Here is a 7212-nt window from a genome sequence, read left to right as displayed (position 1 = left end):
GGACATGAAGGCGCTTGGCGTGGACGTGCTGATCTCGGCCCCGCAGAAAGGGTGGAGCGCCTCGCCCGCCGCCGGACTGGTCATGTTCTCGGCGCGGGGGCTGGAACGGCTGGAGGCGACGACCAGCGACAGTTTCGCGCTGGACTTGAAGAAATGGCGCGCGATCATGAAGGCCTATGAGGACGGCGGCCATGCCTACCACGCGACCATGCCGACCGATGCGCTGGTCCTGTTGCGCGACGCCATGGTGGAAACCCGCGAGATGGGCTTCGAGGCCGCCCGCGAAGCCCAATGGGACTTGGGCCGCAAGGTCCGCGCGGTGCTGGCGGAACGGGGCATCCGCTCGGTCGCGGCCAAGGGCTTTGCGGCGCCGGGGGTCGTTGTCAGCTATACCGACGATCCCGACATCCGCAGCGGCAGGAGGTTCGCCGAGAAGGGCATGCAGATCGCGGCAGGGGTGCCGCTGCAGGTCGGCGAGGGACCGGAGTTCTCGACCTTCCGGCTGGGGCTGTTCGGGCTGGACAAGCTGAAGGACGTGGACGGCACGGTGGCGCGGCTGACGAAGGTGCTGGACGAGGTGCTGGCGGGATAAGGGCACGGCTTCGTCGAGGCGGCTGGGGGCGCTGCCCCCGTCGCCCTCCGGGCGACTCCCCCGGGATATTTTTGCGAAGAAGAACGTGGGAGGCCGAACGTTGCACGGCCTCTGCTGTGAAGAACATCCGGTCGTGAGGCCGGGCGTTTTCTTGTCTGGCTATGGCAGAAGCGCCCGGTTCGCGCGGACCGGGCGCTTCTGCCGCAGCGGTCAGTCGAGGCTGACTTCGGCCTCGGTCACCACCGGTTCCCACTTGGCCATCTCGGCCTTGACGTGCTCGCCCAGTTCCTCGGGGCCGGATGCCACGATCTCGGCCGAGAACTCGGCCATGCGGTCGGCGACGGCAGGATCGGCCATGGCGGCCTTTGCCGCGTCGGCTAGAACCTCGACCACCTCGGGCGGGGTGCCGGCGGGGGCGAAAAGGGCGTTCCAGCTGTATGTCTCATAGCCCGGCAGCGTTTCCGCGATGGCGGGGACATCGGGGAAGGAGGGCGCGCGTTCCGCCGTGGTCACGCCCAGCGCCTTGAGCTTGCCGCTGTTGATATGGCTGGAAGCCGAGGGCAGGTTGTCGAAGATCACCGGCACCTGGTTGCCCAGCACGTCCGTCAGCGCGGGGCCGGACCCCTGATAGGGGATATGGGTGATGTCCAGATCCGCCATCGACTTGAACAGCTCGCCCGACAGGTGCAGCGGCGTGCCGTTGCCTGACGAGGCATAGGCCAGCGGCTCGGCCTTGGCGAGGTCGATCAGTTCCTGCACCGTGTTGACCGGCAGGGCGGGGTTCACCGCCAGCACGTTCGGCACCAGCACCAGCAGCGACACGGGGGCGAAATCCTCGACCGCGTCATAAGGCTTGCGCTTGAGGATCAGCGGATTCAGCGCGTGGGTCGCGACTGTGCCCATAAGGATCGTGTAGCCATCCGGGTCCGCCTTGGCGACCTGCGCGGCGCCCAGGCTGCCGCCCGCGCCGCCGACGTTCTGCACGATGATCTGCTGGCCCAGTTCCTGGCTCATCCGGTCGGCGACGATGCGGCCCACCACGTCGGTCGAGCCGCCGGCGGCAAAGGGGATCACCAGCTCGATCGAGCGGGTGGGAAAGTCCTGCGCCGCGGCTGCGCCGGCGAGGCCGAAGGCAAGCGCCGTGCCCATGAGGACGCGGCGGGTCAGGGTCAGGGTCATTGGAACCTCCTGTTCAGAGTTTGTTATGGGTGGGCGAAAGGCCGGGGCGCAAGGCGGCCCCGGCCTTTCCGGTCAGTCTTCGCTTTCGGTGAAGACCTCGTCGCGCCGTTGGCGGATCTGGGGCAGGAAGACCAGCACCAGCACGATCAGCGAGACGACCAGCAGGCCCGCGCTGATCGGCCGCTCGATGAAGGTCATCGGATCGCCCCGCGACAGGATCATGGCGCGGCGCAGGTTTTCTTCCAGCAGCGGGCCGAGGACGAAGCCCAGCAGCAGCGGCGCGGGCTCGAAGCGCAGCTTGGACATGATGTAGCCCAAAAGCCCGAAGAAGGCGACGGCATACAGGTCGAAGGTGTTCGAGTTCACCGAATAGACCCCGATCGCCGACATCGCCATGATGATCGGGAACAGCACATAGTAGGGCACGGTCAGGAGCTTCACCCACAGTCCGATCAGCGGCAGGTTCAGCACGACCAGCATCAGGTTGCCGATCCACATGGACGCGATGATGCCCCAGAAAAGCTGCGGCTGGTCGGTGACGACGCTGGGACCGGGGACGATGCCCTGGATGATCATCGCGCCGATCATCAGCGCCATCACCGGGTTCGCGGGGATGCCCAGCGTCAGGAGCGGGATGAACGAGGTCTGCGCGCCCGCGTTGTTGGCGCTTTCAGGACCGGCGACGCCGGCGAGCGCCCCCTTGCCGAATTCCTGCGGGGTCTTCGACAGCTTCTTTTCCACCGTGTAGGAGGCGAAAGACGCGAGGATCGCGCCGCCGCCCGGCAGGATGCCCAGGACCGAGCCGATGCCGGTGCCACGGAGGACGGGACCCGCCATCTCGCGGAACTCCTGCCGGTTCGGGAACAGCCGGTTGATGTTGCGGGTCATCACCTCGCGATCATGCTCGTTCTCGAGGTTGCGCAGGATCTCGGCGAAACCGAAGACGCCGATGGCGACGGCGACGAAGTTCAGCCCGTCCGCATACTGGGTGATCCCCATCGTGAAGCGGGGCGTGCCGGTGTAGATGTCGGTGCCCACGATGCCCAGCAGCAGCCCCAGGATCACGATGGCCAGCGCCTTGATGATCGAGCCATGCGCCAGCGCCACCGACATCACCAAGCCCAGCACCATCAGGCTGAAATACTCGGCCGCCCCGAACTTGAGCGCGACGGCGGTCAGCGGCGGGGCAAACAGCGCGACAAGGAAGGTCGCGACCGATCCGGCGAAGAACGACCCGATCGCGGCGGTCGCCAGCGCCGTGCCCGCCCGGCCCTTGCGGGCCATCTGGTAGCCGTCGATGGCGGTGACGGCGGACGAGCTTTCGCCTGGCATGTTGATCAGGATGGCGGTGGTCGAGCCGCCGTATTGCGCGCCGTAGTAGATCCCGGCCAGCATGATGAGCGAGCTGACGGGTTCAAGCTGGAAGGTGATCGGCAGCAGCATGGCGATGGTCGCCGTGGCGCCGATGCCGGGCAGCACGCCGATCAGCGTGCCGAGGATGACGCCGATGAGGCAGAAGAGCAGGTTCGCCAGCGACGAGGCGACCGAGAAGCCCATGGCGAGGTTGGAAAGAAGATCCATTGCCCGCCCCTCAGAACTGGAGCCAGGGACCGAAGCGCCGGAAGGGCAGCCCCAGGCCATAGCTGAAGATCAACGTCGAGATCACCGTCACCAGCACCGCCAGCACCAGCGCGTAGAGCGGGCGCATCTTGACCGAGGCCTGCGAGGCGATCAGCGTGGTGATGAACAGCGCGGGCACGAAGCCCAGTCCCCGCACCGTCAGGCCGAAGAAGATCGGCGCCGGCAGGATGAAGAAGATGCCGCGCCAGGCGACCGGGCCCATCGGCTGGCCCTCGCGGCCAAAGGACTGCAGGAAGATCACCAGTCCCAGCAGGAACATCAGGCCCGACAGGATCATCGGGAAGTAGCCCGGCCCCATCCGCAGCGAGGTGCCGATCTCAAGACCGAGCGTCTGCCATCCGAAGAAGGCGGCCACGGCCATCAGGCCGAGCCCCGCAATCACGTCGGTGTCGTCTCTTGGTTTCGTGGACACGTGGTTTCCCTCCGGTCTCTTGCAAGGACTCGCCGCCCTTTCACGGGGGCGGCGAGCGCGGGATTCAGGAATGGGGTGACGGATGCCGGATCAGTCGGCGTAGACGCCCGCGGCCTCGATGATCGGCTTCCAGCGCGCCACCTCGGCCTCGACATGGGCCTTGAGCGCCTCGGGGGTCGCCTCTTCGGCCGGAACCGGGGCGGCGCCCAGATCGGCCAGAGCCTTGATCACGCCTTCGTTGGCCAAGGCCTTCTGCAGCGATTCGGACAGGCGCTGGTTGATCTCGGCGGGCGTGCCCTTGGGCGTGTACATGCCGTGCCAGACGGCAAGCTCCATGTCGGGCAGGCCGCTTTCGACGGCGGTGGGCAGGTCGGGGAACAGCTCCAGCCGCTCGCCCGTGGTCACGGCATAGGCCTTGATGGTGCCGCTCTGCACCTGCTGGGTGGTGTTGGTGGTCTGGTCGCAGAGCATGTCCACCTGTCCGCCCAGAAGGTCGGTCATCGCCGGGCCGGTGCCCTTGTAGGGAACCGTGGTCAGTTGCGCGTCGAGCGAGTGCATCAGCATCATCCCGCAAAGCTGGCTGACCGCGCCGATGCCGGCGTTGGCCAACGTCAGCGTTTCGGCATTCGCCTTGACGTAGTCGATGAAGCCGGCCATGTCGTTCGGCTCGAAATCGCTGCGGGCCGTGATCATCATCGGCACATCAAGGACCTGGCCGACATATTCAAAGGCTTCCAGCGTTTCATAGGGCAGGCTGCGGTACAGCGTCTCGGCGGTGGCAAGTCCCATGTGGTGCAGCAGCATCGTGTAGCCGTCGGGGTCGGAGGTGGCCACGCGGTTCGCGCCGAGGGTCCCGCCCGCGCCGGTCACGTTTTCCACGATGATCTGCTGGCCCAGATCGGCCGACATGCGTTCAGCCAGCAGCCGCCCGACCGAGTCGGTCGGACCACCGGCCGAGAAGGGGATGACCATGGTGATCTGTCGCGCCGGATAGTCCTGCGCGAAAGCCGGAGCGGCCATGATCGTGACGGCGCAGACCGCGCCCAGAAGCTTGGAGACAGGCATTTTTTCCTCCCGGTATCGGATCGTGACGACGCAAGCTCCTCGAATGCGCCGATCGCGGAACGTTTGCGTGAGGATCGGCCTTGTTCAAAGCGCCTCGTCATCCGTTTCCGTCACTTTCGGACCTGCCCTACAATCCAATGGGTGGAAACAGTGACAAGGCTGAAACTGGATGTGTGGAAATCCACACATTCAAGGCATCAACTGCCGTCGTCTTCTCCGGCTTCGACGATCAGGCGGCGGTCGAGGCCGTATTTCTGCATCTTCTCGTAAAGCGTCTTGCGCGAGATCCCCAGCGTTTCATAGACCGCCCGCAGCCGGCCACCATGGGCGGCGATGGCGCCCGCGATCAGGCTGCGCTCGAACTCGGCCACGCGTTCCGGCAGGCGCGCGCCCTCGGCCCCGGCGCTGAGCGGGTCTTCGAGCCCAAGCACCATCCGCTCGGCGAGATTGCGCAACTCGCGCACGTTCCCCGGCCATTCGCGGGCGGCAAGGTCGGACAGGAAAGCGGCGGGCACCTCGCGTTCGGGCAGGTTGTGGCGGGCAGCGGACTCTCGCAACAGTTGCAGGAACAGCAGCGGGATGTCCTCGCGCCGGGCCGACAGCGGCGGGACATGCAGGACGGCGACGTTCAGCCGCCAGAACAGGTCCTCGCGGAACTCGCCCCGCTGAACAGGGGCGGCGAGGTCTGCCTTGCTGGTGGCGATGAAGCGCACGTCCAGGGCCACCGGGTCGTTCGACCCCAGCCGGGTGATGATCCGTTCCTGCAGCACCCGCACCAGCTTGGCCTGCAGGTCCAGCGGCATGGACCCGATTTCGTCCAGCAGGACCGTGCCGCCGCGGGCGTGTTCGAACTTGCCGTAGCGCGGGCGCAGCGCGCCGGGGAAGGCGCCGGCCTCGTGGCCGAACAGCTCGCTTTCGATCAGGGCGGCGGGCAGGGCGGCGCAGTTGATCGCGATGAAGGGCCGTTCCGCACGCAAGGAAATGTCGTGCAGCGTCCGCGCCACCACCTCTTTCCCGACGCCGGTCGGGCCGATGATGAGGGCGTCGGCGTCCGAGGCGCCGATGGCGCGCATCCGGTAGCGCAGGTCCACCATGACCTGGGTCCGGCCGGGCAGCCGCGCCTCGATGTCGTCGCGCTTGCCCGCGACCGCGCGCAACCGGCGGTTTTCCAGCACCAGCGCGCGGTGGTCGATGGCGCGGCGGATGACATTGGCCAGTTCCTGCACCACGAAGGGCTTTTCGATGAAGTCATAGGCGCCGTTGCGGATCGCCTCGACCGCCAGCGGCACCTCGGCATGGCCGGTGAACAGGATCACCGGGATCTCGGGGTCGATCTCGTGGACCCGGCCCAGCAGGGTCATCCCGTCCATGCCCGGCATCCGGATGTCGCTGACGATCGCGCCGTTGAAGCCGGGCGCGGCCAGCGCCAGCGCCTCGGTCCCGCCGGTCAGCGCCTCGACCTTGAAGCCCGCCAGCCCGAGGGCCTGCGCGGTGGACCCGCGCATCTGGTCGTCGTCGTCGATCAAAAGCACCCGGCCGCCCGTCATGCGGCCCCCGCGGCGGGCAGGCGGACGCAGAACTCGGCCCCCGGACCCGCGTTGCGGACCGAGATCGTGCCGCCGAAGTCGCGCACGATATTGGCCGAGATGGAAAGGCCCAGCCCCAGTCCCGCGCCCATGCCCTTGGTGGTGAAGAAGGGGTCGAAGATGCGCTCGGCAATCGTCTCGGGCACGCCGGGGCCACGGTCGCGCAGGCCGATGGCGACCCACTCGCCCTCGGCCAGCGCCGACAGGGTGATGCGGCGGTCATCCGTCCCTTCGGCTGCGTCGGCGGCATTGGTGATGAGGTTGACCAGCACCTGCTGCAATCGTGTCGGTCCCGCCTTCAGCGGCGGCAGGCCGGGCGGCAGGTCGATCTCCAGCGTGGCGTGGCTGCTGGCAAGGCGTTGCGCCACGATGGTGCGCGTCTCAGGCAGCAGCGCGGCCAGGTCCACGGCAACCAGCCGGTCGTCGGGCTTGCGGGCAGCGTCGCGCAGGTGCCTGCCGATGGCGGCCATCCGGTCCACCAGCGACAGGATCGCGCCGATGTTCTCGCGCGCGGCATCGTATTCGCCCCGCTCGATCAGGATGCCCGCGCTGTCGGCATAGTTGCGGGTGGCGGCCAGCGGCTGGTTGATCTCGTGCGACAGGGATGCCGACATCTGCCCCAGCGCCGCCAGCTTGCCGACCTGAACCAGGCTGGCCTGCGCGGCGCGCAGTTCCGCCTCGGTGGCGCGGCGCTCGGCGACCTCCTGCTCAAGCTGGCCGTTCAGGCGGGCGAGGTC

At 67.5% G+C, this 7212-nt stretch carries 6 protein-coding genes and 1 pseudogene; 1 reads left to right on the top strand and 6 read right to left on the bottom strand.

The annotated features are described in order from the left end of the window. A pseudogene (locus Q4F04_RS14000) lies at window positions 1-592 on the top strand (alanine--glyoxylate aminotransferase family protein); the annotation flags it as partial. A 210-nt stretch (window positions 593-802) separates the two neighbouring features. Here Q4F04_RS14000 and Q4F04_RS13995 read toward each other — a convergent pair. The 6 genes from Q4F04_RS13995 to Q4F04_RS13970 all read right to left on the bottom strand — a co-directional run. Then, on the bottom strand, window positions 803-1771 hold the full coding sequence (locus Q4F04_RS13995; RefSeq protein ID WP_303370421.1) for a tripartite tricarboxylate transporter substrate binding protein: 969 nt from the start codon (window positions 1769-1771) through the stop codon (window positions 803-805). Between the two features lie 72 nt (window positions 1772-1843). Further along, a complete protein-coding gene (locus Q4F04_RS13990; RefSeq protein WP_303370420.1) occupies window positions 1844-3352 on the bottom strand; it encodes a tripartite tricarboxylate transporter permease in 1509 nt (502 codons plus the stop codon). A gap of 10 nt (window positions 3353-3362) precedes the next feature. Then, window positions 3363-3824 carry a tripartite tricarboxylate transporter TctB family protein gene (locus tag Q4F04_RS13985; RefSeq protein ID WP_303370419.1) on the bottom strand — a complete coding sequence of 154 codons (462 nt, stop codon included), beginning with the start codon at window positions 3822-3824 and terminating at the stop codon, window positions 3363-3365. Window positions 3825-3914: 90 nt separating this feature from the next. Beyond that, window positions 3915-4889, bottom strand: a complete 975-nt coding sequence (locus Q4F04_RS13980; protein ID WP_303370418.1) for a tripartite tricarboxylate transporter substrate-binding protein — start codon at window positions 4887-4889, stop codon at window positions 3915-3917. Between the two features lie 197 nt (window positions 4890-5086). Continuing rightward, on the bottom strand, window positions 5087-6436 hold the full coding sequence (locus tag Q4F04_RS13975; RefSeq protein WP_303370417.1) for a sigma-54 dependent transcriptional regulator: 1350 nt from the start codon (window positions 6434-6436) through the stop codon (window positions 5087-5089). Then, window positions 6433-7212, bottom strand: a 780-nt coding sequence (locus Q4F04_RS13970) for a sensor histidine kinase (protein WP_303370416.1), incomplete at its 5' end; no start/stop codon positions are given. The genes Q4F04_RS13975 and Q4F04_RS13970, both read right to left, overlap by 4 nt.

Origin of the sequence: Paracoccus sp. (in: a-proteobacteria) (assembly GCF_030536915.1) — a bacterium.
Classification (GTDB): Bacteria; Pseudomonadota; Alphaproteobacteria; order Rhodobacterales; family Rhodobacteraceae; genus Paracoccus.
The sequence above is the reverse complement of the archived record's forward strand: the minus strand, read 5'-3'. Positions and strand labels throughout refer to the sequence as shown.